Origin of the sequence: Vibrio ordalii ATCC 33509, from assembly GCA_000257205.1 — a bacterium.
Lineage (GTDB): Bacteria > Pseudomonadota > Gammaproteobacteria > Enterobacterales > Vibrionaceae > Vibrio > Vibrio ordalii.
Genome location: AEZC01000085.1, coordinates 51,318 through 75,463 on the forward strand (window position 1 = coordinate 51,318; position 24,146 = coordinate 75,463).

Consider the following 24,146-nt stretch of genomic DNA (forward strand, 5'->3'; position numbering starts at 1 on the left):
AAATTCCTTTAACGACAATAAACCTAGAGTAAGTGTGTGCTTACTCTAGGTTGTTGCTTATACGTCTTAAAACGTAATGCGAGTGCTGTTTGTTTTTAACTCTAAGGCAGATTGTGCTTTGTCTGTCAGTACATTGGCAGAGATTGTTTGGGTATTTGGGAACAAGTTAAACCATTGCGTGTCGAGGTAATGCAATTGTGGCATGTTATCGCAGTGATATTGGTACTGAACCGTGAATTCACCGTGACCACTGTGCTCGCCTTCATCATGCACATCTTTTTTATGGTCATGGTGTGCGTGTTGAGCATCTTTATCTTGATGTTTATCATCATGTTTTTCATGATGGTCGTGGTCGTGGTCGTGGTCGTGGTCGTGGTCGTGGTCGTGGTCGTGGTGCTCACCATTTAACGTATGCGCGATACGACTTTCTTCTAAATGACATTTGGCTGGAGCGGGCAGCTGGAAAATGCCATCGGCGTGGCTGAACTGCTCAAGGACTTTATTTAAGCGCTGTTGTTGTTCATCATTTTGTGGTGCATGTTCAAAGCCGACTACATCAGCGCCAGGGGCGGTGATTTCAATCAGTAAATCTTGCCCATCTTGAGCAATATTGAACTCGACGTGGCCATGTACATGGGCTTCATGCTGGCGAAACTCTTCATTTGCCAGTGCTGGCGTGCTTAAAATTAGGCCGATAGAGAGAGCGAGTTTACGTTGGATAAACATTGGGTGATTCCTTTTAAACATCAAAATAGCCCTTAGCGCGTTGGCTTTGGGTAACAAACCATAAATAACTAGATAAGACGTCTAAAAGTGAGGAGGCGAGCGAGCAAGATAAGCGTAATGAACTGAGGGGCGACGCTGAGTTTTCTCTACAGATGATCGAATTTCGCTGCCACTAACGGCAGGAAGGATAGGCAGTGCGCAGCTTAATGCATTTTGTAGCCCAGAAAAAAGTTGGCAATGATGCTGCGCGTGATGCGCAGGATTAGTATCGAGGTGATGATCTACATAAGCGACATTCAGCCATAGCATCAGCAGCATGGCACATAATGCAATGTTTTGAGCTCGGTAATGGGGGCAACGTAGACGGGTAAACATCAAACCAATACAGTAGTAAAATGATAATTGTTATAATATAACAATATTGTGAGAATAAAGCGTACTCTTATTTTTATAAAAGCACCTTTCACCCCGATATGTTTAGCAAAGGCAGCCGTGTTATCGGCCACCTAAGGTTATTATAAATTCTGCTTAATCAAGCCTAAAACCGTTTGAATTTCCTCATCACTCAATGCACCTTCCTTAACAAACAGTACCTTGCCTTGCTTGTCTTGAACGATGATCGCCGATGATTCCTCTTTTAAATCCCACGCTTTGGCTATATTTCCCGCTTCATCTAGCACCATGGAAGACCACGGAAACTCTTTCTTGCTGTCTTGAGCGGAAGATTTGACAAACGATCCTGTGCCCCAAATCGCATCATCTTGGTTGATGATCGAGGTGGTTTGATAACTTTCTGCGGGAAATTGTGCGGCCGTAATGGCACCCATCAATGGTGCATTTAACGCTTTAGCACTGCTGCGACCAGCAATAGCTTGAATGACGCGTACTTTGCCTAGCAGTTGGCTGGTATCCCAAGTTTGAAAGGCCGTTTTATCATCTTGTAGAATGATTTCACCATATTTTTCCACTGAAACATCAGCAACTCGCTGACCTTGGGTAATGTTGTGTGCCATGGCAAGCGCTGGACAGCAGGCCATTAGAATGGCGATCACTCGTTTACTTTTCATTGTAGGGGTCCCCTTTAGTTGAGCAACAAAAGTATAGCACAGAATCAATAAAACCACGAAAAGAGGCCATTAACCGGTTAACAAAATGCTAACAAAGCCTCAATTCTACACGCTTATTCGCTGAGCTGGGGTGGGAAGCAGATGCCTGTTCCTCCTAACCCACAATAACCATTTGGATTTTTAGCTAAGTATTGTTGATGATAGCTTTCGGCGTAGTAGTAAGGACCAGCGGGTGCAATTTCGGTGGTAATTAAGGCTCGTTGACTGGCTGACAACGCCTGTTGGTACCGCTGCTTTGAGGCCTGTGCTATTTGCTGTTGTTGTGCTGAATAGGTATAGATAGCGGAGCGATACTGGGTGCCTTTATCGTTACCTTGACGCATGCCTTGGGTCGGATCGTGTTTTTCCCAAAAATGACTTAATAGCCTTTCTAATGGCAAGCGTTGTGGATTAAAAATCACGCGTACCACTTCAGTATGGCCAGTTTCACCACTGCATACTTCTTCGTAAGTTGGGTTTGGGGTAAAGCCGCCTGCATAGCCTACTGCAGTCGACACCACACCATCGAGTTGCCAAAATAAGCGTTCAGCGCCCCAAAAACAGCCCATACCAATCACTATTTGTTGCTGATGCTCATTAGGCTGCTCAGTGATTTTGCTGTGGTTAACGTAATGAATTTCCTCCACTGGCATAGGGGTTTCTCGTCCTTTCAGTGCTGTTTGTGCGCTGACCATTGTTTGTTTATTGAGCATGAACTTTCCTTTCGTGTGTCTATTTTGGGCTTTATTTATTGTTGTTGAGCCACTGTTTCACGTTCAGCCCCAATAATTGACTGATTTCATACAGACGAAGCGTGCTATTGGCGGTATGATTTCCAGCCATTAACGATCTGTTTACTCAACTGTTCCTTTAATTAAGCATGAGACGAAAATCATTACCAGTTCTATTCACGATGCTACTTGTTTCCACTTCCGCGTATGCCAAGGTGGCGTTAACCATTAATGGTTTACAGGGTGAATTAGAAAACAACGTTGAAGCCTATTTATCGTCTATTCTAGAGAGCGACTATTCAACGCATCCTCGTTTTCAATCTCGTTTAGAGAAAAGTATGACGGAAGCGCTTGCGGCGCTCGGTTACTATCATCCTCAATTTGAGTTTGTGGTGGCGAGCGATGAGCAAGCGCTGGTGGTTAATATTAATCCCGGGCCGTTAACCACTATTAAAGAGATGGATGTGGTGATCAGCGGGGAAGCTGAATCTGATGTTGATTTTGCCAATCTTATTAGCCGCAATGCTCTTAAAGTGGGCGCGGCGGTTAATCATGGCCAGTACGATGCTTTGAAATCGGGTATCCGTAACTTAGCGCTGCAAAAAGGTTATTTTAACGGCAATTTTGAATTAAGCCGTTTGGAAGTCGCGCCAGAGTTGAATGAAGCTTTTGTTCGTCTTCATTTTAACAGTGGTATCCGTTACCATTTTGGTCCTTCTGTTATTACTGGCAATCAAATTGAAGAGCAGCGAGTCCGCTCACTTCAGCCTTATAAAAACAATGATCCTTATCTGGTTTCCAAGGTCGGGGAATATAACCAAAACTTATCCAATACTGATTGGTTTTCCTCGGTTTTTGTCGAACCCGATCTCAGCCAACTGGAGAACGGCCGCGAACTGCCGATGAAGGTTTCCCTTGCACCGCAAGCTCGAAACCAACTTGAAACTGGTTTAGGTTACTCAACGGATGTGGGAGTGCGCGGTTCATTTAAATGGAAGAAACCTTGGGTTAACAGCCTCGGCCACAGCTTTGATAGTAGTTTCTCCCTTTCCTCCCCTGAGCAGACTATTACTGCTGGTTATAAAATTCCACTGGAAGATGTGCGGCGTGAATATTATCGAATTCAGTATGGGATGAAGAATCTCGACAACCGTGATACGAAGAGTTTGGAATCTAACTTATCGTTTGAGCGCCACTGGCTGCGTGATGGTGGCTGGCATCGAACCCTATTCGTTCGTTATTTGATAGAAAACTACGAACAAGGTTTGCAAAGTGATGTCGACCAGTTTGTATTACCGGGAGCGACCTATTCTCGTGTACGTGTTCGCGGTGGTTCAATGCCGATGTGGGGCGATAAACAGAGCATCACACTTGAGTATGGCGATCCGAATTTCGTTTCTGAAACGCGCGTGGTGCGCTTGTTGGCTGGTACGGCTTGGATACGCAGCGCTGGGCAAAACCATCGTGGTTTATTGCGTTTAGACAGTGGCGCAAACTTCAGTGAAGAGTTTGATAAACTCTCGCCTTCTCTGCGTTTCTTTGCAGGTGGCGATAACAATTTACGAGGTTATAGTTATCAATCTATCTCACCTAAAGATGCTAGCGGCGCACTGACTGGAGCCCAATACATCGCCACCAGTTCGTTGGAGTATCAATATCGTTTGGTTGGAAATTGGTGGGGTGCACTGTTTGTCGATTATGGCGATGCCTTTAATGATTCGCCGGATTGGAAAACTGGTGTGGGAGCTGGGATTCGTTGGGCTTCTCCGGTTGGACCGATCCGCTTAGATTTTGCATGGGGGCTTGACGCCAATCCCGGTGATGAATTTCAGCTGCATTTCACCTTGGGGCCTGAACTATGACCAAAGTGATGTTGAAGATAACCAAATGGGCATCGGCGATTTTATTCACCTTGTTGGGCGCGGTATTTATTGAACTCGCAGCCTTGTTGTTTACCAACACAGGGCTTAACGGCCTGTTGTGGGGAGCGCAAAAAGCGCTGCCACAACTGCAGGTTGCCAGCGCTCAAGGTGCCATTTTTCCACGTTTCACGCTCAACCAAGTCACCTTTTCCGATGAGGCATTAAAGCTCGAACTCGATCTACAGCGCGTGACATTAGCCATAAGTGCTAGCTGCTTATTGGAGCCTTCAATTTGCTTAAATGAACTTGCGATCAGTGGCTTAATGCTGGCGCTGCCAGAGCTTCCCCCTTCGACGCAAGGTGAGCCTTCGTCTGCCTCTGATCCCATTACGTCAATCTCCACACCAGTACCAATTAAGGTCGGCCGTGTTGAGCTCAATGATATTCAACTGGATATTTTTGGCAATACGCTGGCATGGAAGCAATTTTCTACCCATGCCTCATTTCAAGGTAACCGCTTACGGATTGGCAAAACCAGTTGGAGCGATATTCAACTGAAGCTTGCGACCAATGACGAGGTAGATTCAGCCTCAAGCGCACAATCCAAACCCACTCAATCCACAACCGTATCATCGACTGTTGCACCTACGGTGAAAACGCCGATTACCTTGCCAGAGGTGATCATTCCGCTGCAATTGGAAGTGGCGCGTTTTGATATTAATCGTTTTACCCTTGAGCAAGCTGAGCCTTTGGTTGTCAACCACATTGGTTTGGTTGTGAATGCTTATCAGAGCAGCGTTTCATTAAAATCATTTGAGCTTGAGCTGCCACAATTGATTGCCAACCTAAAAGCTGATGCGCAGCTGAAGGGAGACTATCCACTCAATCTCTCTTTAAAAAGCACGCTCAAAATGGCCGAAGCTCAGGGGCAAACACTGGCACTAGAGGCTTCGGGTAGCTTGGGTGATTTAACGCTCAACGCGAAACTGGGCGGGCTTGCGCAAGCAAACTTAAATGCGCAATTGGCGCTACTGCAACCTGAGATCCCGTTTGATATTTCGTTGGATGATGTTCAAGCACAGTGGCCATTGATTGGGCAAGGAGACTATTTTGTTCGCGTGCCGAGTTTAAAAACTCAAGGCTCACTCGACGGATATAGCGTGGCGCTCAATGGCCAACTGCAAGGTAAAGAGCTGCCCGATGTGACGCTGGATGTTGCTGGTAAAGGCACTTTACAGCAAATCAACTTAGATTCTTTGCTGGTCGACACCTTAGGGGGGCAAATTGCTGGCCAAGTGATGGCTAACTGGCAAGCCCCAATTCACTGGCAAGCAGCGCTGAATTTAGAACAGATTCAGCCGGGATTGCAGTGGCCGGAAGCCAAAGGCGTGATCAGCGGTAAGCTCGAAACCACGGGCGAGCTGACCGCGCAGGGCAGTTGGAACGTTGCGCTGCCTATTTTGGATATTGAGGGGGTGTTGCGTGGCTACCCACTGAATATTGAAGGTCAATTAAACGCATCAGATATGACAGGGAAAGGCGCTTTTACTGTGTCGACCAGCGGCTTAACGTTAGCCCATGGACCCAACCAGATTACGGCCAAAGGTGAGCTGGATAAAGAGTGGCGTATGGGCTTATCGGTTGATTTTGCGGATCTGGTGAAAAGTGTTCCTGATTTGCACGGCAAAGTGATTGGCGATATTTATCTGCGTGGCGATTTACAGCAGCCACAAATTAAGCTGCGCCTTAATGCAAATGATCTTGCTTGGCAGCAACAAGCGACTCTAAAGCAGGTGACCTTAACCGGTGATGTGACGCCACTGCCTGTGCCACAAGCCGAAGTGAAGTTGCAGGCAAGGCTGTTGAGCTACCAACAGCAGTTAGTTGATCGTATTGACTTGCATTTTTCAGGTACCCAAGCGCAGCATCAACTGAGCTTAGACGTCATTTCAAATCTGATTTCAACCAGCTTAGCGATCAGTGGATCTTTTGAAGATAAGCCGACGATGCAGTGGCAAGGTGCGCTGGAACGAGTACAACTGTCCACAGAACAAGGGCCGTGGCTATTAAACCAAGCGACACCTGTTGCGGTTAATATCGAGAAGCAGCAAGCCACGATTGCCGCGCATTGTTGGCAGCAAGAGGGAGCATCGCTCTGCTTAGATAAAGACGCGACTGTGGGGCAAAGTGGCGCGGCCGAGCTCTCTCTCAACCATTTTGATTTTCAGCAAATCGCAATGTTTTTACCGCAAGAGACTCAACTTAAAGGCCAAGCCGATGTCAGTCTCACCGCTCAATGGGCGCCCAATACCGCGCCTCAAGCGAAAGTATTACTCAGCTTAAGCCAAGGTGCAGTCACGCAGCACATCGATCAAGCCATTACTTTAGGTTGGGATAGTGTCACTATTGACAGTACGCTTGAACAGAACAAGCTGTTTGCTCGTTGGCTAGTGGATGTGACCGATAATGGCGATCTGTCGGGGCAAATCACCATTGCGGATCTAATGGCAAAAGAAAAAATGATGGATGGCGCATTAACGCTTTCCACTTTTAATATTGATTTTCTACAGCAGCTGCTTGGGGATTATAGCCAAGCGAAATCGAAGGTTCGCAGTCAACTTGCCTTCAGTGGGCCGATGTTGCACCCGAAAGTGATGGGCAGCGTGGTGGTGGATGACATTGTCGTCAAAGGCGATATTTCGCCGCTGGATGTTACCTCGGGCCGAGTGGCGATGGACTTTAATGGTTACCAAGCCTTGCTCAATGCAGCGATTCAAACAGCGGATGGCGAGTTGAGTATCAAGGGGGATGTCGACTGGCAGAAAATGGAGCAGTGGCGTGCCAACCTGCGCGTGTTGGCCGATGAGCTATTGGTGGATCTGCCGCCTATCGTCAAGATTAAAGTTATCCCAGACATGAGCATTACGCTGGAACCTCAACTGGCCACTGTGACAGGAAATATTAACCTGCCTTGGGGACGTATTGTGGTAGAAGAGTTGCCATCAAGTGCGATCAGTGTTTCTAAAGATCAAGTGATATTGGACGCTGCTTTGCAGCCTGTGAGCGAGCAAAGCGTCATGCCATTTAACGTTGAAACTAATGTAAACATCTCGATTGGTGATGATTTCAGGCTCAGTGCCTTTGGTTTGCAAGGCGGGTTGATTGGCCGCCTCAATGTGGCGCAAAAGGATAAAGGCCCAATGATTACTGGAGAAGTAAACATTCAAAATGGTTCGTATCGCTCTTTTGGACAAGATTTGTTGATCCAAGAAGGTAAAATTTTAATGAATGGACCAGTGGATCAACCTTATGTTTCTATTCGAGCCGTGCGCAACCCTAATAACACACAAGATGGTGTTATTGCTGGGGTGAAAGTGACGGGGCCCGCTGATGAACCTGCGGTTTCTATTTTTTCAGAACCCGCGATGCCACAAGCCAATGCTCTTTCTTACCTACTTCGTGGTCAGAATATTGATGGTGAGGCGGGTGGCAATGCGATGACTACTGCGCTGATTGGTCTGAGCTTGGCACAAAGCGGTAAAGTGGTGGGTGAAATTGGCCAAGCTTTTGGCGTACAAGATCTACAGTTGGATACGGCTGGTGACGGTGATGATTCACAAGTGACAGTGAGTGGTTATATTTTACCGGGATTACAAGTGAAATATGGCGTTGGTATTTTCAGTTCGGTCGGTGAATTTACCGTGCGTTATCGCTTAATGAGAGATCTGTACATTGAAGCGGTATCCGGCCTTGATAGCGCGGTGGATCTTTTGTATCAGTTTGAATTTAACTAGGGACGGTTACATGCAACATCTGATTTTTGTCTACGGTACATTACGCCGTGGTGAAAGTAATGCACACCTGCTTGAGACAAGCGAAATGTTGGGCTCATTCTGCACACAGCCTGACTACGCGCTGTACGATCTAGGTCCATATCCTGGATTGACTCAGGGTCAGCAATCGATAGTCGGTGAGGTATATCGAGTGGATGAGCAAACACTAGCAAAACTCGATATTTTAGAAGATATTCCTATCGAATATCGCCGTGAAACGGTTGATACCCCATTTGGCCGTGCGTGGATTTATCTCTATCAAGATCACCGCCGTCTTACTGCTGTGATTGATTCTGGAGACTGGTGCCAACGGGTGTAACGAACGGCGTTGAAAATGGAAATAAAAAAGCCATATCGCGCGTTAGCAGGATGTGGCTTTTTATTTATAACGACACTTATACCCTTCCTACTTGAAGCTGCAGCGGTGTTGGCTACGTTTGTTCACCCCAATCACATAGTTTGCCTATGAGCATGGGGACTCACTTGCCGCCTACCTGCAACTCCAAGTTGTTTGGGTATATAACTATCGTGACTGTTTAATGATGGTGACTACTTTTGAGCGCGTTCAAATGAAGTCAGGATTTCAGCTCGCGCGGCAGCGGCATCTTCCCATCCATCGACTTTGACCCATTTGCCCGCTTCAAGCTCTTTATAGCGTTCAAAGAACTGTGTAATTTGCGCCTTCAGTAGTGCTGGCAGGTCATTTACGTCTTGAATGTGGTCGTACTCTTTGGTGAGCTTGGAGTGAGGAACCGCCACCACTTTGGCATCTTCACCAGACTCATCGGTCATCTTCAATACGCCAACTGGGCGGCAGCGAATCACCGAGCCTGGCATCAGCGGATAAGGGGTGGGCACCAACACATCGACAGGATCGCCATCGAGCGATAAGGTGTGATTTACATAACCGTAGTTGCATGGGTAGAACATAGGTGAAGACATGAAACGGTCCACAAATACCGCGCCAGATTCTTTGTCGACTTCGTATTTGATTGGGTCGGCGTTGGCTGGAATTTCAATCACCACGTAAATATCATCAGGCAGTGATTTTCCTGCCGGAACGTTGTTTAAGCTCATTTAGCATTTCCTTTTTCGTCGCTGGACTTAAATTGTGTTGGGTTGATTAACAGAACGTAAACGCTTGTGTTGCAACTTTAGCGGTAAATAGGAAACGGTGTAAACCGTAAAAAGAGAGCCTTGCCTCATATTTATCGATAAAAAAAGCGCCTAGAGTTAGGCGCTCACTGAGCTTGTTTAGTCACGGTTGAGTTCTAAAAACTCTTCCAATTTTCGGACCATATTTTTTGAACCGCAGAAGAATGGCACACGTTGATGTAGCTCTGTCGGTTTAATATCTAATACGCGATTGACACCATCAGAAGCAATACCGCCTGCTTGTTCAATCAAAAACGCCATTGGATTGCATTCATACAATAGACGCAGCTTGCCGTTTGGATGGCTTTGCGTGCTTGGGTATAGATAGATGCCACCTTTGAGCAGATTACGGTGAAAATCCGCCACCAATGAACCAATGTAACGTGAGGTGTAAGGGCGATTATCTTCAGGCACACTCTCTTGGCAATATTTAATGTATTTTTTGACGCCGGTTGGAAAGCGGATGTAGTTACCTTCATTGATGGAGTAAATTTTACCATCATCGAAGGTCATCATATTGGGGTGTGAAAGATAGAAAGTGCCGAGTGACGGGTCATAAGTAAAGCCATTTACGCCGTTGCCAGTGGTGTAGACTAACATGGTTGAAGAGCCGTAAATGACATAACCGGCCGCAACCTGTTTATTGCCTAGTTGTAAGAAGTCTTCTTGCGTTGGGGGCGTGCCAACCGGCGATACGCGGCGATAAATAGAAAAAATCGTGCCGACAGAGACATTGACATCGATGTTGGATGAGCCGTCCAGCGGGTCCATCAACACCACGTATTTTGCGTTTTTGTTGAGCTCTTTGCTGAACGCAACCGCTTCATCTTCTTCTTCACTGGCGACACCACACACTTGATCGCGCGCTTCAAGCGCCGCTTTAAATTTTTCGTTGGCGTAGACATCGAGTTTTTGTTGTTCTTCGCCTTGAATATTATCTGAGCCCACCGCACCAGTAATATCAGCAAGGCCCGCTTTGTTGATTTCTCTGTTAACAATTTTTGCCGCAAGACGAATAGAGGACAACAGAGATGAAAGATCACCGCTTGCGTGGGGGAAGTCATGTTGTTTCTCAACAATAAACTCGCCAAGAGTGCGAATCTCAGACATGTTATTTCCTTAACATAGCTATATAGGATAGGGAGTGATTGTTTCACAACGCATCCTCTTACTGGGATGTCGGCCGAAACGAGTCACCCATTTGATAACGTTTGGGTAACAATGAGATTCTAGGGCTTAGATCTTTTTAATGGTAATGAAGTAACAGATTGAGATCTCAATTTGTTTGTCGACTTTTGATAAGTTGCAAACATGCTCGCTTTTCTTAAATGGATGGTGATAATGGAGGCAATCACTCACAACGCCATGTGCGAGGCTAGGATTTATGCATATTCACATTCTTGGGATTTGCGGTACGTTTATGGGCGGTGTTGCCGTTTTAGCGCGGCAATTAGGTCATAAAGTTACCGGCAGCGACGCCAACGTTTACCCACCGATGAGTACGTTATTGGAGTCTCAAGGTATCGAGATTATCGAAGGCTTTGACCCTGCTCAATTAGAGCCCAAGCCTGATTTGGTGGTGATTGGCAACGCCATGAGTCGCGGCAATCCGTGTGTTGAATATGTGCTGAACCACAACTTGCGTTACACCTCTGGCCCGCAATGGTTGCAAGAGTTTCTGTTGCATGACCGCTGGGTCCTTGCGGTCGCTGGCACACACGGTAAAACCACTACGTCGAGCATGTTGGCGTGGATCTTAGAAGATTGCGGTTACCAACCGGGCTTTTTGGTGGGAGGCGTACTTGGCAACTTTGGCATTTCTGCGCGTTTGGGCGAAAGCATGTTTTTTGTGGTAGAAGCCGATGAATATGACAGTGCTTTTTTCGATAAGCGTTCTAAGTTTGTCCATTATCACCCACGCACTTTAGTGTTGAATAACTTAGAGTTTGATCATGCAGACATTTTTGACGATCTTGAAGCGATTAAGCGCCAATTTCATCATCTAGTGCGTACTGTTCCGGGCAATGGTCGTATTTTTGCTCCGCAAAAAGAGCGCGCATTAGCGGATGTTCTCGCACGTGGCTGCTGGAGCGAAACTGAGTTTACCGGTGAGCAAGCGCAGTGGAAAGCTGAAAAAATCACGCGTGATGGTTCGCAATTTGATGTGTTCTTTGACAATGAACGCGTGGGGCGCGTAACTTGGGATTTGGTTGGCGATCATAATGTCGATAACGCCTTAATGGCGATTGGCGCGGCGCGTCACGTAGGGGTCACTCCAGATTTAGCCTGTCAAGCTTTGGGCAAATTTATCAATACCAAACGTCGTTTAGAGCTCAAAGGCGAAGTGAACGGTATTACGTTGTATGACGATTTTGCTCATCATCCAACGGCCATTGAACTTACTTTGGGTGGTTTACGTAACAAGGTAGGCGATCAGAAAATTATCGCGGTTTTAGAGCCTCGTTCGGCTACGATGAAGTTGGGCGTGCATAAGCAAACTTTAGCGGCGTCATTACAGCAAGCCGATTCAGTTTATCTCTATCAGCCGAACAATCTTGCTTGGTCGGTGCAGGATGTGGCTGACCAATGCTCACAACCAGCGCAAGTGAATGATGATATTGATGCTTTCGTCGCGCAAATTGCGCAGCAAGCCCAGCCGGGCGATCACATTTTGGTGATGAGCAATGGTGGCTTTGAAGGTATTCATAACAAGCTCCTACTTGCATTAAATCAAGCCATGTAATGCCAGCGACACAAACGAAATAGAGAGTTATGACAACAAAACAGCAAGCCATCACTTTAGCCTTTACTGGCGCTTCAGGTGCTCCTTACGGACTTCGTCTGTTGGAGTGTTTATTGGCTGCAGATTACCGAGTGTATCTGCTGATCTCTTCGGCCGCGCGCGTTGTGCTTGCAACCGAGCACGGTTTGAAGTTGCCCAGTGGAACTGAGGCGGCCAAAGCGGCGTTGGTGGAACATTTACACTGTGATGCCTCACAGCTTGTCGTGTGCGGCAAAGAAGAGTGGTTCTCACCAGTGGCTTCGGGCTCTGCTGCGCCAAAACAGATGGTGGTGTGCCCATGTTCAGCAGGCAGCGTTGCGGCGATTGCCCATGGCATGTCCGATAATTTGATCGAACGTGCTGCCGATGTCGTGATGAAAGAGCGTGGCCAACTGGTGTTAGTGGTGCGCGAAACGCCGTTTTCCACCTTACATTTAGAAAACATGCTCAAGTTGTCGCAAATGGGCGTCACCATTATGCCCGCTGCCCCCGGTTTTTATCATCAGCCGCAGTCAATTGAAGACTTGGTCGATTTTATGGTGGCGCGTATTTTAGACCATTTAGGCGTTGAACAAGGGCTTGTGCCGCGTTGGGGATATGACTCACGCCCAACGGTATAGCTTATTGCGTTAATTCCAATTACAATCCACCTCACTCAACGGGGAGCAAATCATTCATCTCAATGAATGCTGCTGAGATCAAGCGTGAGCTTGGGACCCGTAAACCTGAACCAGATAATGCTGGCGTAGGAATTGGGTTAGGATCTCAGAATAGGAATAATGGAATATTCTCATCCTCCTCAAGCCTGTGCCGCTCAACCAAGGAGAGCGACCAGTTGAACACCACTCTTAATACCATTGCACTTGCTACCATCACCTCTTTTTCAGCGCATGCCGCTGACAATATCCTTACCGTTTATACCTATGACTCGTTCGCATCAGAATGGGGCCCGGGACCGGCGATTGAAAAAGCATTCGAAGCACAATGCGCTTGCGATCTTCAGTTTGTGGCACTCGATGATGGGGTATCGATCCTAAACCGTTTACGTCTTGAAGGTAATAACAGTAAAGCAGACATCGTACTCGGTTTAGATAACAACTTAATGGCCGAGGCCAAACAGACTGGCTTATTGACAAATCATAATGTCGAGACGAGCCAAGTCACGCTACCCGGTGGTTGGAGTGATGAAACGTTTGTTCCTTATGATTACGGCTATTTTGCCTTTGTTTACAATAAAGAGAAATTAGCAAACCCACCGAAAAGCTTAAAAGAGTTGGTAGAGAAGCGCGATGATCTTAAAGTTATTTATCAAGATCCACGCACTTCAACACCCGGTCAAGGCTTACTGCTGTGGATGAAATCTGTCTATGGTGAGAAAGCCAATTTAGCATGGCAACAGCTCGCCAATAATACGGTGACAGTCACCAAAGGTTGGTCAGAAGCCTATGCGATGTTTCTAAAAGGTGAGTCCGATCTGGTGCTCTCTTACACCACCTCTCCAGCCTATCATTTGATTGCGGAGAATGACGCCAAGTACGCGGCTGCCGATTTTGCCGAAGGACACTACATGCAAGTGGAAGTGGCTGCGAAAGTAAAACACAGTGATAACGGCAAATTGGCCGATGAGTTCATGCACTTTATTTTAAGTGATCAATTTCAGTCGGTGATGCCAACCGGAAACTGGATGTATCCTGTGACGTCTGTCGTGCTACCGAAAGGTTTTGAAACGCTGGCTGTGCCATCAAAGGCGCTTACCTTTAGCGCACAAGAGGTGTCTGAGATGCGTAAAGCGTGGATCCGTGAGTGGCAAACTGCCTTAACGTTTTAAGGTGCGATAAAGTTTGAATGCTATTCCTAAAATAGGCATTGGGGTCGCGATACTTGTCGCGACCTTTGTCATCAGTGCGTTGGCGGCGTTGCTGTTACAAGCACCCAGCTTAAATGTGCTGCACGTATGGCAAGACCCGTATTATCGCCATGTTACTCAATTTAGTTTTTACCAAGCTAGCTTGTCGATGCTGCTCAGTGTTGGTTTCGCGCTTCCTGTTGCTCACGCACTTTACCGTCGTCGATTTTGCGGACGTGCGCTGCTGATCAAATTGTTTGCAACGACCTTAGTGCTTCCAGTGCTGGTGGGCGTATTTGGTTTGTTGGCCATTTATGGTAATAGCGGCCTGCTCGCCTCGCTGTTCGCGTGGTTTGATAGCAAACTGCCGTTTTCCATTTACGGATTAAACGGTATTTTACTGGCGCATCTGTTTTTTAATCTCCCGTATGCCAGCCGTTTATTGCTGCAAGCGTTAGAGTCGATCCCGGCTGAACAACATAAGTTATGCGCGCATCTTGGCATGAGTCATTGGCACAAATTTCGTTGGGTTGAATGGCCACGTTTACGTCAGCAGCTTCCTCATGTCTGTGGTTTGGTGTTCATGCTCTGTTTTACCAGTTTTGCCACTGTGATGGCACTTGGCGGCGGGCCTAAATCAACCACGATTGAGCTGGCGATTTATCAGGCGATCAAATTTGATTTTGATTTACAAGCCGGCGCGCTGCTTGCGCTGTGGCAGATGCTGTTATGCGGGCTGCTGTCTCTATCCATTTCACGTCTAGCGAAGCCGTTAGCCATCACCACAGGGCGTCAAGCGAGTGATTATGTGGTTAGTCGAGACAATCGAAAAGCGCAATGTTGGGACGGCGCATGGATCTTCCTTGCGTTGCTGTTAGTACTTCCGCCGCTGGTGATGGTCATCTTGAGCGGTTTAAATTCGCAGCTTTTTCACGTCTTGAGCGATGAGCAATTCTGGCGTGCGCTTTGGGCTTCACTGCAAGTGGCGTTATTGGCAAGCGTGGTTGCTGTTTCGGCTGGGGTTGCCATACTCATCACGACTCGCGCTTGGCGCCTGCAGCAGCACAACCGTAAGGCGGACCAATTAGAGTTGATTGGCGCGATTATTTTGGTCACGCCAGGGCTTGTTATCAGCACCGGGCTTTTTCTGTTGCTGCGTATCTGGACCGATGCATTTAGCCTAGCGTATTGGGTAGTTTTTTTCGTCAATGGCTTAATGGCATTGCCATATGTGTTGAAAACATTGGCGCAACCTATGCTGCATATTGCGCAGCAATATCAATGGTTATGTGCCAGCCTTGGCATTAAAGGGTGGCAGCGTTTGCAAGTGATTGAGCTGCGTGCGTTGCGTAAACCCTTAGCGCATGCCTTTGCGATCAGCTTTTTGCTCTCAATGGGGGATTTAAGTGCGATTGCTCTATTTGGTAGCCAAGAGTTTAGAACCTTACCGCTTTACCTGTTCCAACTGCTGGGCAGTTACCAAATGCAAGCGGCGGCGGTGGTTTCCCTTACGCTGTTGCTACTCAGTGTGGGTTGTTTTGCCCTCATTGAGCGGTTATTTCACTCACATTCAAAGGTAAAGCAATGTTAGAACTCAAGGCCGTGCACTATGAGTATCAACAGGAGTGGTTTGAATTTTCGCTCTCTGTACCGCGAGGGGCGATTCTCTCTTTGATGGGGCCAAGTGGTGCGGGCAAGTCGACTTTACTGAGCTTAGTTGCGGGCTTTATTGCACCGAAAAGCGGCGATATCCAAGTGCAAGGGCAATCTTTACTTGGGCAAGAGCCACACTTGCGTCCTTTTTCGATGCTGTTTCAAGAGCACAATCTTTTTGCCCATCTCACTGTGCGTGAAAATATTAGCCTTGGGCTACATCCTGGGCTGAAATTAACCCCTTCACAAAAGGCGTTGGTTGAGTGCGCCGCGCAGCAAGTTGGTTTGGCTGCGCTACTTGATCGCTTGCCTGAGCAGCTCTCAGGGGGGCAGCGTCAACGAGTTGCTCTGGCGCGCTGTTTTGTACAACCACATCCTATCTGGCTGCTGGATGAGCCCTTTTCCGCCTTGGATCCGCTACTCAGAGAAGAGATGCTGCTTTTGGTTAAGCAGTTAGCCGCAGAAAGAGAGATCACTGTTGTGATGGTGACGCACCATATTAGTGATGCCAAAGCGATTGCGAGCCATTTTGCGTTTATGGCTCAAGGACATGTGTTAGTGAGTGATCGTATTGAGGCACTTTCCGCGCAACACGCAGACGCGCAGCTCAGTGATTTTGTGCGTGCGGGGGAATAAAAAAACCTCACACGTTTAGGTGAGGTTTTGGCATCTAATCAGCACTATGACAGGTTAAACTGACTTATCGTTATGCTCTCTGAGCACTTGGAAAATCTCTCGTGATGCTCTTGGTGGTTTGCTGTTGGCTTTCTCTTTATTTGCTTGACGCGCTAATTGGCGCAGACGTTGACGATCCATCTCTGGATAGAGTGCCATCGCATCTTCAATCGCGCTGTCACCTTTCTCAACAATACGATCACGCATCTGTTCGAGCTTGTGCAGCATGGCGGTATTTTGTGAGTGCTTGTTACGCAGTTTATCCAATGCCGCTTGAATCGGTTCGGCATCGATGGTACGCATCATTTTACCAATGTATTGCAGTTGGCGGCGTCTGGCTTCCATGCTAAAACGCTGAGCATCTTTGATGGCATCCATCAAATCTTCAGACATCGGGATTTTTGCTAACTGAGACGGCTTCAGAGCAACCAGCTCTTCACCCAGTTTTTGTAGCTCAGTCATGTCGTTTTTCATTTCGGTTTTGCTAACCCAAATGATCTCCTCTTCTTCTTCCCAAGGAGCTTTTTGATTCTTACGCGCCATTTTCTTCATCTATTGAGTTATGTATGTCAGCTATTTTAGCAAAAATCGTGGGGAGAAAGCGAAATTCTTGTTATCCTAATGACATTGTTTGCTAATAATTGATGAGATATGGACGTAAAACAACAAGTTGCTCAGCAGCGCATCGAACTTGAAGCGGCGGTTGCCAAGGCATTAGAGATGGCTGCGCTCAGTTCTGATGCTGCCGAAGTGGCGATCACCAAAAGTACCGGCCTGAGTGTTTCGACGCGAATGTGTGAAGTTGAAAACGTAGAATTTAACAGTGATGGGGCATTAGGCATCACTGTGTATCGTGGGCAACGTAAAGGCAGTGCGTCGACGTCAGATCTCAGTGAAAAAGCAATTGCGCAGACGGTCGCTGCAGCGCTTGATATTGCGCTGTACACTTCTGAAGATCCTTATGCAGGCCCTGCACCTAAAGAGTTAATGGTGCGAAATATTCCTGATTTAGATCTCTTCCATCCCGATGAACCTAACCCGGACATGGCCGCTAAAATTGCCATTGCTGCAGAAGAGAAAGCGTTAGCTTACAGCAACAAGATCAAACAAAGTGATGGCGCAAGTTATGACAGCCATTACGGTGTCAAAGTGTATGGTAATAGCCATGGCTTGCTCGCGAGTTATGCCTCTAGCCGTCATAGCATTAGCTGCTGCGTGATTGGTGAGGGTAAAAATGGTGAGATGGAGCGTGATTATAGCTATACCGTTGCACGTCACCGCGACGATTTATGGTCACCAGAGCTGGTCGGGCAACAAGCTGCAGAAAAAACCATCAGCCGTTTAGATGCAAAAAAACTGAAGACGGGCAAAGTTCCGGTGATGTTTGCCGCAGATGTAGCGACAGGTTTGATTGGCCATTTGGTGATGGCGATCAGTGGTGGTAGCTTGTATCGTAAATCTTCCTTTTTACTTGATAAGTTAGGCGAGAAAATTTTACCCGATTGGTTCAATATTGCCGAAAAACCCCATGTATTACGTGCGTTAGCATCAAGCCCATTTGATAGTGAAGGGGTGTTTACGCAAGACCGCCAAATCATTACCGATGGTGTGCTCTCGACTTATCTTCTGAGCAGCTACGCCGCTCGTAAAATGAAGATGACTCCAACTGGTCATGCGGGTGGCATCCATAACTGGTATGTTCAATCCACAGGACAGAATTTTGAGCAGATGCTTAAAGCGTTAGGCACAGGCTTGTTAGTCACTGAAGTGATGGGCCAAGGTGTTAATGCAGTGACAGGTGATTATTCGCGTGGCGCCGCTGGTTTCTGGGTTGAAAACGGTGTGATTCAATACCCTGTATCTGAGATTACTATCGCGGGTAATTTGAAAGATATGTTCCAGCAAATGGTGGCGGTAGGGAGTGATGTCGAAACACGCTCGCAAATCCAAACCGGGTCTATTTTACTTGAATCGATGAAAATTGCGGGCGAATAATCGCTTAAGCTGAATATGAAAAAGCTTGGTATAACAACCAAGCTTTTTTTGTGGGTGGTTTGGTTATGTATCACTATCGGGTTACATTAAAATAGGGCTACATCAAAATGGTCGCCAAGCCGAGAAAGACCGAAAGCCCAACCACATCGGTGACGGTTGTTAACGCCATTCCACCAGCAAGAGCCGGGTCGATTTTCATTTTTTTCAGTAAAATTGGGATGGTGACACCGGCGATCCCGGCAATGAGTAGGTTGGTCATCATCGCGGCGGAAATGATGCCGCCAAGCATCCAATTTCCTTTCCATACCACCACAATGCCGCCAATGATGGTGGCCCACATGATGCCATTTAAGAAACCGATCGCCGCTTCTTTGAACAGCAATTCACGTTGGTTACTGTCACCGATATGACCTAATGCTAGACCACGAATGACCAAGGCCACGGTTTGGTTACCTGCGACACCCCCCATAGAGGGTACTATGGTCATTAGTACCGCAATGGCGGCCATTTGATCCAGTGTCGCTTCAAACATGTTGGAAACTGACGCGGCGGCGAGGGCGGCCAAAACATTTGCTCCAAGCCAGATGGTCCGTTTACGAGCGGATTTGACTACCGGAGCAAAGGTATCTTCGTCATCGTTCATACCAGCCATACTCATCATTGAGTGTTCGGCATCTTCACGAATGATGTCAACAACGTCATCAATGGTGATCCGACCGACCAAGTGCTGGTTTTCATCCACCACAGGCGCGGACACCCAGTTGCGACGTTCAAACAGGCTGGCAACATCTGAGTCGCTGGTGGTGACCAAAATCGCTTCATCGGCATCATCCATGACTTCACTTACTGGAATATCCGGTTGCGTGGTCAGTAAGGTGGTGAGTGAGAGATGCCCAATCAGCTTACTTTCATCGTCAATCACGTAAAGTGCATCGGTTGCTTCGGGCAGATCGCCGCGCATGCGTAAATAGCGTAAAACCACGTCAATATCAACGTCAGCACGGATGGTGATCACGTCGGTATTCATGATCCCGCCGGCTGTTTCCTCTGAATAGGAGAGTGCGGTTTCAACGCGCTGGCGATCAGCGCTGTCCATTTGCGAAAGCACTTCGCGTGACACGTCATCTGGCAAGCTACGCAGTACATAGGCCACGTCATCGGTGTCCATACCTTCGGTCGCTTCTGCCAGTTTCTCGGGTGCCATTTTGGAAACGAGGGCATCTTTGACGTCTTCGTTGAGCTCATCAAGGATTTCACCGTAGTCTTCTGGATCGGTGAGTTGCCATAACACCTCCCGGCTTTTACGTGGAGAGGCTTCTAAGAGGTGAGCAATATCTTCTGGCTCCATGTCCTGCAATTGGCGACGGACATGGACAAAACGACCATTTTCTAAAGCTTCGCTGACTTCTTGGAGGGTTAGGTGAGCTTGATCAAATTCAATTTGCTCGGCCATGGTTTCCCCCTACTTAGGATTCTTACAATGTGTTGAATAATAACTTAATTCTAGGCCTTATTTAATAAGTTCTTATTAAGCGCTGAATTTATTTTGGCTATCAGGGGCACGCATGCGCTGTCTGTGGGAGAGTGGAGTGTAAGCCTTGTGCTTACTCGTCTTCATCGAATTTATGTTCAATCAGCGAACTAACCGCTTGCAAAGCAGGCTCTGCTTGTGAGCCTTCAGCATTGATGGTGATGTATTGACCTTGTGCGGATTCGAGCATCAATAAACCCATCACACTGTCTGCAGTGGCTTCTTTTCCTTCTTCACTTTGAATGGTGACCAGCGCATCAAAAGATTGCGACAGTTCAACCAGCTTAACGGCTGCACGAGCATGAAGGCCCAAGCGATTTTGGATTAAAACCGTTTTACTTAATAGTGGCATACCATCGCTCCTATTGCTGTTTTTCTAATGATGTATGGCGTATCTGTACTTGGTGCCCCAATTGAGCAAAGTACTCGCCAAGCTGTTGAGTCAGGTAAACGGAGCGGTGTTTACCACCGGTGCAGCCAATTGCAATCGTGAGATAACTGCGGTTGTTTTTTTCGAGCATCGGCAGCCAGTATTCAACAAACTTTTGAATTTGTTGTTTCAGTTCAATTACTTCGCTATGGCGTTCAAGAAAAGACTTAATTGGCGCATCTAGGCCAGTTAATGGGCGAAGATCGGGTTCCCAGTGTGGGTTGGGTAAAAAACGCACATCAAACACGTAGTCTGCATCACTGGGTAGCCCATATTTGAAGCCAAAAGACTGAAACACCATCACCAGATCTTTGCGCTCACGTCCTTCAATTCGCATGCGTACGGTTTCGCTCAACTCATGCAACGATTGATTACTGCTATCGAGCACTAAATCGGCTTGCTCTTTGAGCGGTGCAAGCAGCGACTTTTCCAATTCAATCGCTTGCGCCAGTGAAGGTTTATCGGCGTTCAATGAGAGAGGATGGATACGACGCGTTTCGCTGTAGCGCTTGAGTAGTGTCTCTTTGCTGGCGTCGAGAAACAGTACGCTGACATCGTTATTCTGTTTTAGCTGCTCTAACACATCCGCAACCAAGCTAGGCTCTTGGGGCAAGTTACGGATATCAATACTCACCGCGACATTTTGTTTGCTGCCTTGGACTGATTGAATAAACGCATCCAACAAGTTGACGGGAAGGTTATCGACACAATAGTAGCCGAGATCCTCCAGTACTCGTAAAGCAACGCTTTTTCCTGCGCCTGATTGACCACTCACAACGATTAAACGCATAGTTTTGGCTCGGTGGTTATTGGTTAGTCATGATGTCGTACAGCTCTTGATCGCTTTGTGCACTTCGAAGCTGTTTTAAAACTTGTTTGTCATTGAGGCGCTCGGCCATACAAGCGAGCGTTTTTAAATGCTCTTTGCACTGATCTTCAGGAACGAGCAAAGCAAACAGCAGATCGACAGGGCGGTTATCAATGGCATCAAACTCAATCGGTTCTTCACACTGCAGCAAAACGGCAATGGCGCGATCGCTGTTGGTCATTCTTGCATGAGGAATGGCGATGCCATTACCAATACCAGTACTGCCCATTTTTTCTCGGCTGAGCATGCATTCAAACAGCTCGGTTGAATTTTGACCTGAATGCTCAGCAGCGATTTCGCTAATGATTTCTAGGGCTCTTTTTTTACTGGTGCATTGGACGGCACTTTTGGTGCAGTCCAATGAGAGTACTTCGCTTAATTGCATGATTAATGACTACTTAGCTTTTCTTTATGCTTGTTGAGTTGTCTTACGAGTTTATCCACTAAACTATCGATGGCAGCATACATATTTTCATTGTCGGCCATTGCGTGGATATCACCTTGGTTTATGTGAAGCGTAGCTTCAGCGATCTGTTGTACTTTTTCAACACGTAAAACAACCTGTACGTTATTGATATGGTCAAAAAATCGCTCAAGTTTTTGAAACTTCGAGTTTACATAGTCTTGCATTGAATCGGTCAGATCAATGTGATGGGCATTAATGTTGATTTGCATAGACTTTCCTTCTCTGTTTTGTGCCTTACAGTAGGCGTTTGCGCTGACTCGATGGAGCGATGCCCAATGATTCACGGTATTTAGCTATCGTCCTTCTAGCTACCTGAATTCCTTGGTCAGCCAGTAGATCTGCAATTTTACTGTCACTTAATGGTTTGGCTGTATTTTCAGCGGCCACCAGTTTTTTAATCAGTGCTCGTATTGCAGTCGATGAACACTCTCCTCCGCTGTCGGTATTGACATGGCTGGAGAAGAAGTATTTCAATTCGAAAATACCACGCGGAGTATGCATGTACTTCTGCGTTGTCACCCTTGATATGGTGGATTCATGCATTTCTACCGCTAAAGCAACGTCATTGAGTACCATTGGCTTCATTGCTTCTTCACCATACTCAAAGAAATCACGTTGATGTTCAACAATACACTTGGCAACTTTGAGCAGTGTCTCGTTTCTACTTTCTAAACTCTTAATAAGCCATTTTGCTTCTTGCAAATTGCTGCGAATGTAGTTGCTATCGGCACTGTTACCTTTGCCTAGTGCTGCATATTGTTGATTTATTTTAAGTTTTGGTACGCTGTCTGGGTTTATTGTGACCACCCATTTGCCATGATCTTTGTAAACAGACACGTCAGGCACAACGTATTCGGCGTGCTCGGTTGAAATATTATTTCCCGGTCTTGGATCCAGTTGTTGAATGAGCTGCAATACCTCTCGCAGATCTTCTTCTTTTAACTTGGTTTCTTTGATGATCAACTTGTAGTCACGGTTGCCGAGCAGATCAATGTGTTGGATCAGCAGCTGTTTAGCTTCTTCTAACCAAGAGGTATTGGCAGGGTAGGTCGCTAATTGTAAAAGCAGGCAATCTTGGAGGTTGATTGAAGCCACACCGAGTGGGTCAAACTGTTGAATTCGTTTACGGACCGCTTCAATTTCATCAAGTTCGATCTCTTCATCGGCAAAGCTTTCTAAAATATCATCTAAAGAAACGGTGAGATAACCGTAGTCATCGATGGCGTCAATCAAGGCAAGAGCAATGCTGCGGTCGGTGTCGCTAAACGGTGTGAGATCTAATTGCCACAGTAGATAATCTTGCAGGGTTTGCGTGGTTTCACCTTGATACACGGGCATGTCATCATCAAGGGCGATCCCTGTGCTGCCTGTGTTAGCGCTGTAGACATCATCCCACGTAGTATCGATCTCAAGCTCGCTGCTGATTTCGGATTTCTCGATTAACTCAGAGCTGTCTTGGGGTTCAATATCTAACACTTCAGCACTGGTTTCTTTATCCTCATTGATGCTATGAACATCAGCGGTAGCATTCTCTTCATAGCCCTCTTCAACATCCAATAATGGATTGGACTCTAGGGCCTCTTGGATCTCTTGTTGGAGTTCCAATGTGGAGAGTTGCAACAAACGAATAGCTTGTTGTAACTGCGGTGTCATCGCTAATTGCTGGCCAAGCTTCAGTTGTAATGAGGGTTTCATTCAGTACTAGTTACCTTATTATTTTTAGAATTGATGTCACTCTCTACTTAATCATAGACGGAATTATCATAGACGGAATTGTTCGCCGAGATAAACTTGTTTTACCTCTTCGTTATTGAGCACGTCATGTGGCGTTCCTTCTGCGATCAAACGACCTTGGCTTACAATATAGGCTTTTTCACAGACGTCCAATGTTTCTCGAACGTTGTGGTCAGTGATCAAAACGCCTAAGCCACGATCTCGCAGGTGTTGAATGATCTTTTTGATGTCGATAACCGAAATGGGGTCAACCCCAGCGAAGGGTTCATCAAGCAAGATAAATTGTGGATTCGCGGCAAGCGCGCGGGCAATTTCAACTCGGCGACGTTCACCCCCCGATAGCGCCATTCCAGCACTATGCCGAATATGCTGAATGTGGAACTCTTCTAGTAGATCTTCGAGTTTGTCTTGGCGCTCTTCGCGAGTCATAGTTTCACGGGTTTCAAGCACCGCCATGATGTTTTCTTCGACCGATAATTTTCGGAAGATAGAGGCTTCTTGAGGTAGATAGCCAATCCCTAAGCGTGAGCGGCTGTGCATCGGTAGAATACTGATGTCGTGATCATCAATACTGATTTTACCTTCATCACGAGCCACAAGACCGACGATCATGTAAAACGATGTGGTTTTCCCTGCGCCGTTAGGACCGAGTAGGCCAACAATTTGCCCCGATTCTACTTGCAAGCTGACGTCAGAGACGACTTTGCGTTTTTTATAGCTTTTCGCTAAATGTTCTGCTTTGAGTATGGCCAT

Annotated in this window: 23 protein-coding genes and 1 riboswitch; of the genes, 9 read left to right on the forward strand and 14 right to left on the reverse strand. The window is 46.8% G+C overall.

Features of this window, described 5'->3' with window-relative positions; genetic code table 11:
- Nucleotides 1–66: 66 nt before the first annotated feature.
- The 4 genes from zrgA to msrA all read right to left on the reverse strand — a co-directional run bounded on the left by zrgA (nt 67) and on the right by msrA (nt 2,545).
- Nucleotides 67–726 carry a zinc uptake protein ZrgA gene (zrgA, locus tag VOR_RS0105875; RefSeq protein ID WP_010318797.1) on the reverse strand — a complete coding sequence of 220 codons (660 nt, stop codon included), beginning with the start codon at nt 724–726 and terminating at the stop codon, nt 67–69.
- A gap of 81 nt (nt 727–807) precedes the next feature.
- Nucleotides 808–1,101: a DUF2607 family protein gene (locus tag VOR_RS0105880; RefSeq protein ID WP_081480707.1), complete on the reverse strand. Its 294-nt coding sequence runs from the start codon at nt 1,099–1,101 to the stop codon at nt 808–810.
- A 140-nt stretch (nt 1,102–1,241) separates the two neighbouring features.
- On the reverse strand, nt 1,242–1,793 hold the full coding sequence (locus VOR_RS0105885) for a YtfJ family protein (RefSeq protein ID WP_010318798.1): 552 nt from the start codon (nt 1,791–1,793) through the stop codon (nt 1,242–1,244).
- Between the two features lie 113 nt (nt 1,794–1,906).
- Nucleotides 1,907–2,545 (reverse strand): peptide-methionine (S)-S-oxide reductase MsrA, encoded by a 639-nt coding sequence (msrA, locus tag VOR_RS0105890; protein ID WP_010318799.1) that lies wholly within the window; start codon nt 2,543–2,545, stop codon nt 1,907–1,909.
- 167 nt (nt 2,546–2,712) lie between these two features.
- Here msrA and tamA point away from each other — a divergent pair, with 167 nt between their 5' ends.
- The 3 genes from tamA to VOR_RS0105910 are packed head-to-tail and all read left to right on the forward strand — an operon-like array spanning nt 2,713 to nt 8,577.
- Nucleotides 2,713–4,425, forward strand: coding sequence for an autotransporter assembly complex protein TamA (gene tamA / locus VOR_RS0105900; RefSeq protein ID WP_029626940.1), 1,713 nt, complete (start codon nt 2,713–2,715; stop codon nt 4,423–4,425).
- Nucleotides 4,422–8,219, forward strand: a complete 3,798-nt coding sequence (gene tamB / locus VOR_RS0105905) for an autotransporter assembly complex protein TamB (protein ID WP_010318801.1) — start codon at nt 4,422–4,424, stop codon at nt 8,217–8,219. Before tamA ends, tamB begins: the two co-directional genes overlap by 4 nt.
- A 10-nt stretch (nt 8,220–8,229) precedes the next feature.
- Nucleotides 8,230–8,577 (forward strand): gamma-glutamylcyclotransferase family protein, encoded by a 348-nt coding sequence (locus VOR_RS0105910; RefSeq protein WP_010318802.1) that lies wholly within the window; start codon nt 8,230–8,232, stop codon nt 8,575–8,577.
- Nucleotides 8,578–8,807: 230 nt separating this feature from the next.
- Here the strand turns inward: VOR_RS0105910 and ppa are convergent, their stop codons facing one another.
- Both ppa and fbp read right to left on the reverse strand, forming a co-directional pair.
- A complete protein-coding gene (gene ppa, locus VOR_RS0105915; protein WP_010318803.1) occupies nt 8,808–9,335 on the reverse strand; it encodes an inorganic diphosphatase in 528 nt (175 codons plus the stop codon).
- A gap of 177 nt (nt 9,336–9,512) precedes the next feature.
- The gene (gene fbp / locus VOR_RS0105920; RefSeq protein ID WP_010318804.1) at nt 9,513–10,523 is read right to left on the reverse strand and encodes a class 1 fructose-bisphosphatase; all 1,011 of its coding nucleotides are present in this window, start codon (nt 10,521–10,523) and stop codon (nt 9,513–9,515) included.
- Between the two features lie 274 nt (nt 10,524–10,797).
- Between fbp and mpl the strand changes: the two genes are divergently transcribed.
- The 5 genes from mpl to thiQ all read left to right on the forward strand — a co-directional run bounded on the left by mpl (nt 10,798) and on the right by thiQ (nt 16,330).
- Complete coding sequence (gene mpl / locus VOR_RS0105925; RefSeq protein ID WP_010318805.1) at nt 10,798–12,156, forward strand: UDP-N-acetylmuramate:L-alanyl-gamma-D-glutamyl-meso-diaminopimelate ligase; 1,359 nt, start codon at nt 10,798–10,800, stop codon at nt 12,154–12,156.
- A 29-nt stretch (nt 12,157–12,185) separates the two neighbouring features.
- On the forward strand, nt 12,186–12,815 hold the full coding sequence (locus VOR_RS0105930) for a flavin prenyltransferase UbiX (protein WP_010318806.1): 630 nt from the start codon (nt 12,186–12,188) through the stop codon (nt 12,813–12,815).
- 29 nt (nt 12,816–12,844) lie between these two features.
- Nucleotides 12,845–12,964, forward strand: a riboswitch (TPP riboswitch).
- Between the two features lie 66 nt (nt 12,965–13,030).
- Nucleotides 13,031–14,023, forward strand: a complete 993-nt coding sequence (gene thiB / locus VOR_RS0105935; protein ID WP_010318807.1) for a thiamine ABC transporter substrate binding subunit — start codon at nt 13,031–13,033, stop codon at nt 14,021–14,023.
- 13 nt (nt 14,024–14,036) lie between these two features.
- Nucleotides 14,037–15,632, forward strand: a complete 1,596-nt coding sequence (thiP, locus tag VOR_RS0105940; RefSeq protein ID WP_010318808.1) for a thiamine/thiamine pyrophosphate ABC transporter permease ThiP — start codon at nt 14,037–14,039, stop codon at nt 15,630–15,632.
- Complete coding sequence (gene thiQ, locus VOR_RS0105945) at nt 15,626–16,330, forward strand: thiamine ABC transporter ATP-binding protein (protein ID WP_010318809.1); 705 nt, start codon at nt 15,626–15,628, stop codon at nt 16,328–16,330. The genes thiP and thiQ overlap by 7 nt, the downstream gene beginning before the upstream one ends.
- Nucleotides 16,331–16,384: 54 nt before the next feature.
- Here the strand turns inward: thiQ and yjgA are convergent, their stop codons facing one another.
- Nucleotides 16,385–16,912 (reverse strand): ribosome biogenesis factor YjgA, encoded by a 528-nt coding sequence (yjgA, locus tag VOR_RS0105950; protein ID WP_010318810.1) that lies wholly within the window; start codon nt 16,910–16,912, stop codon nt 16,385–16,387.
- Between the two features lie 108 nt (nt 16,913–17,020).
- Here yjgA and pmbA point away from each other — a divergent pair, with 108 nt between their 5' ends.
- Entirely contained in the window at nt 17,021–18,364 is a 1,344-nt protein-coding gene (pmbA, locus tag VOR_RS0105955; protein ID WP_010318811.1) for a metalloprotease PmbA, read from the forward strand.
- 97 nt (nt 18,365–18,461) lie between these two features.
- Here the strand turns inward: pmbA and mgtE are convergent, their stop codons facing one another.
- The 7 genes from mgtE to lptB all read right to left on the reverse strand — a co-directional run bounded on the left by mgtE (nt 18,462) and on the right by lptB (nt 24,146).
- Nucleotides 18,462–19,817: a magnesium transporter gene (gene mgtE / locus VOR_RS0105960; RefSeq protein WP_010318812.1), complete on the reverse strand. Its 1,356-nt coding sequence runs from the start codon at nt 19,815–19,817 to the stop codon at nt 18,462–18,464.
- Between the two features lie 151 nt (nt 19,818–19,968).
- Complete coding sequence (locus VOR_RS0105965) at nt 19,969–20,247, reverse strand: HPr family phosphocarrier protein (RefSeq protein ID WP_010318813.1); 279 nt, start codon at nt 20,245–20,247, stop codon at nt 19,969–19,971.
- 10 nt (nt 20,248–20,257) lie between these two features.
- Nucleotides 20,258–21,115 (reverse strand): RNase adapter RapZ, encoded by an 858-nt coding sequence (gene rapZ / locus VOR_RS0105970; RefSeq protein WP_010318814.1) that lies wholly within the window; start codon nt 21,113–21,115, stop codon nt 20,258–20,260.
- Nucleotides 21,116–21,131: 16 nt separating this feature from the next.
- Nucleotides 21,132–21,578, reverse strand: a complete 447-nt coding sequence (gene ptsN, locus VOR_RS0105975; RefSeq protein ID WP_010318815.1) for a PTS IIA-like nitrogen regulatory protein PtsN — start codon at nt 21,576–21,578, stop codon at nt 21,132–21,134.
- 2 nt (nt 21,579–21,580) lie between these two features.
- Nucleotides 21,581–21,868: a ribosome hibernation promoting factor gene (gene hpf, locus VOR_RS0105980; protein WP_010318816.1), complete on the reverse strand. Its 288-nt coding sequence runs from the start codon at nt 21,866–21,868 to the stop codon at nt 21,581–21,583.
- Nucleotides 21,869–21,893: 25 nt separating this feature from the next.
- Nucleotides 21,894–23,354 carry an RNA polymerase factor sigma-54 gene (locus tag VOR_RS0105985; RefSeq protein WP_010318817.1) on the reverse strand — a complete coding sequence of 487 codons (1,461 nt, stop codon included), beginning with the start codon at nt 23,352–23,354 and terminating at the stop codon, nt 21,894–21,896.
- 66 nt (nt 23,355–23,420) lie between these two features.
- A complete protein-coding gene (lptB, locus tag VOR_RS0105990) occupies nt 23,421–24,146 on the reverse strand; it encodes an LPS export ABC transporter ATP-binding protein (protein WP_010318818.1) in 726 nt (241 codons plus the stop codon).